General features: G+C 66.2%; 4 protein-coding genes. 2 read left to right on the forward strand and 2 right to left on the reverse strand.

Annotation, left to right across the window (positions count from 1 at the left end; genetic code table 11):
- Positions 1-1,038, forward strand: coding sequence for a UDP-glucuronic acid decarboxylase family protein (locus tag VF662_RS13315; protein WP_464142090.1), 1,038 nt, complete (start codon positions 1-3; stop codon positions 1,036-1,038).
- Positions 1,039-1,103: 65 nt separating this feature from the next.
- Positions 1,104-1,508 (forward strand): endonuclease domain-containing protein, encoded by a 405-nt coding sequence (locus tag VF662_RS13320; RefSeq protein ID WP_464142093.1) that lies wholly within the window; start codon positions 1,104-1,106, stop codon positions 1,506-1,508.
- A gap of 82 nt (positions 1,509-1,590) precedes the next feature.
- Here the strand turns inward: VF662_RS13320 and VF662_RS13325 are convergent, their stop codons facing one another.
- Entirely contained in the window at positions 1,591-2,007 is a 417-nt protein-coding gene (locus VF662_RS13325) for a VOC family protein (RefSeq protein WP_464142095.1), read from the reverse strand.
- 145 nt (positions 2,008-2,152) lie between these two features.
- The coding region (locus tag VF662_RS13330) for a hypothetical protein (protein WP_464142097.1) at positions 2,153-2,468 on the reverse strand (316 nt) is incomplete at its 5' end.

Here is a 2,468-nt window from a genome sequence, read left to right on the forward strand (position 1 = left end):
GTGAAGAATGGAACGACCAAGACGGCGCTGGTCACGGGCGGCGCCGGGTTCATCGGCTCCCACCTCATCGATGCCTTGCTGGCCGAAGGCGCCACCGTCGTCTGCCTCGACAATTATCTCACCGGCCGAGCCTGCAACCTCGATCACCTGAAGTCCGAGCCCCGTTTCGATTTCGTCGAGGCCGACATCGTCGACCGGCTTCCCGCGAAGCTCCGCCTCGCTAGGACGCCCTTCACCCACATCTACAACCTCGCCTGCGCCGCCTCGCCGCCGCATTACCAGGCGGATCCCGAGCATACGATGCTCACCTGCGTGCTCGGCACCCGCAACCTCCTCCGCCTCGCTGAGGAGATGAACGCCCGCTTCCTCCTCACCTCGACGAGCGAAGTGTATGGCGATCCCGAAGTCCATCCGCAGCCCGAAGGCTATCGCGGCTGGGTCAATTGCACCGGCCCCCGCGCCTGCTACGACGAGGGCAAGCGCGCCGCCGAGACGCTCGCCTTCGATTTCGCCCGCGCCGGCCGCGCCGAAGTCCGCGTCGCCCGCATCTTCAACACCTACGGCCCGCGCATGCGCCCGGACGACGGCCGCGTCGTCTCCAACGTGGTCTGCCAGGCGCTCGCGGGCGACGACATCACCGTCTACGGCGACGGGTCGCAGACCCGCAGCTTCTGCTACGTCAGCGACATGGTCGAAGGCCTGATGCGCCTGATGGACAGCGAGCCATCGCCCGGCGCGCCCGTCAACCTCGGCAACCCGAACGAGCTCACCGTCTCGGACCTCGTCGACCGCGTCATCCGCCTCACCGGCACGCGTTCCTGCATCGTCCACAAGCCGCTCCCCGTAGACGATCCCCGCCGCCGCAAGCCCGACATCGCCCGCGCGCAGGCGATCCTCGGCTGGGAGCCGAAGGTGGACCTCCAGCAAGGCCTCGAAGCCACCGCCGCCTGGTTCGCCGACGAACAGCACCGCAGCGCCAAAGGCGTCAACGCCCGCCCAGCCGAACGCGAACTCCTAACCGAAATCGCCGCGGAATAACTCCCCTCCCTGAAAGGGAGGGGTTGGGGGTGGGTGCGCGAAGCGCCTAGTGCTATGTTCGAATCATGAAGCGCGTAAATCCCACCACCACCGCCCGCGCCCGCTTGCTCCGAGCCGAAGCCACCCCGCAGGAGCGCACCCTCTGGCGCCTCCTCTCCCGCTACCGCCCCAAATTCACCCGCCAGCTCCCGATCGAACCCTATTACGCCGACCTCGCCTGCCGCAAAGCCAGGCTGATCGTGGAGATCGACGGCAGTCAGCACATCGGTTCGCGGCGTGATGAGCGCCGCACGGAGCATCTCCAGCAGGAAGGGTGGACCATAATCCGCTTCTGGAACAGCGAAGTGGACGAAAACCCCGAAGGCGTGGCGGAGGCCATCCTCCTAAAGGCCGCCGAGTGCCTCGGCGGCACCCACCCCCAACCCCTCCCTTCCAGGGAGGGGAGAAAAAGAAAGCGCCGGTACGATTGATCCCCCTCCCTGAAAGGGAGGGGTTAGGGGTGGGTCCGCGCGAAGCGCGGCTCTAGGCGTGGGTCCGCGCGAAGCGCGGCTCCTACTTCGCGAACAATTTCCCCGGATCCCGCATCGCCTTCAGCTCCAGCGCATTGCCGGAAGGATCGAGGAAGAACATCGTCGCCTGCTCGCCCGGCTGCCCTTCGAACCGCACCGTCGGCTCGATCACGAATGCCGTCCCCGCCTCCCGGAGCCGCTCCGCAAGCGCCCGCCATTCCTCCATCGGCAGCACCGCTCCGAAATGCGGCACCGGCACGTCGTGCCCGTCCACCGGATTGCTGTGCTTCGGCTCCATCCCCTCGGCATGGTGCGCCACGATCTGGTGCCCGAAAAAGTCGAAGTCGATCCACTCCGCCGCGCTCCGCCCCTCCGGGCAGCCAAGCAGCCCCCCATAGAAGCCGCGCGCTGCTTCGAGATCATGAACGGGAAAGGCGAGGTGGAAGGGAGGGAGAGTCATCGCCCCCCGTTAGCGCATGCTCGTGCAATCCGGGAAGTCCGCTTCGGGTGGAAGGCGACGTTCACCGAATGTCTGGAACGGGTGGAAAGCGGACGTTCGCAGAGCAGCGCTTCGCCAGGGCCAGGACCCGCCCAGGCGGGGCTCATCAGTAATCGAACCGCATCCCGCGGCATGGCGCTGGGCGCAGGTGGTAATCTGCGAACACTGAAGAGGGCTTGTCCTTAGCCTCCTCTGTGATCGTCCAACGCCAGCCGGTGCCGGAGCGCCTGAATCGATTGACATAGGTAGCGTCGGAGAAGCGGTAGCGTTGCACGAAACCACCTTGCTCTAGCTCGCCCAGACCCAGCGAGGGTTCGTAAAGGCCCCCGAAACTATCCAGGAATACCGACCCTATGGCTCTGGGCTTCTCGCCGGCACCATAGGTGATCGCTGCTTCATACGGGTCTGACCCGGTCGCGCGC

This window comes from Allosphingosinicella sp., assembly GCF_036387215.1.
Taxonomy (GTDB): Bacteria; Pseudomonadota; Alphaproteobacteria; order Sphingomonadales; family Sphingomonadaceae; genus Allosphingosinicella.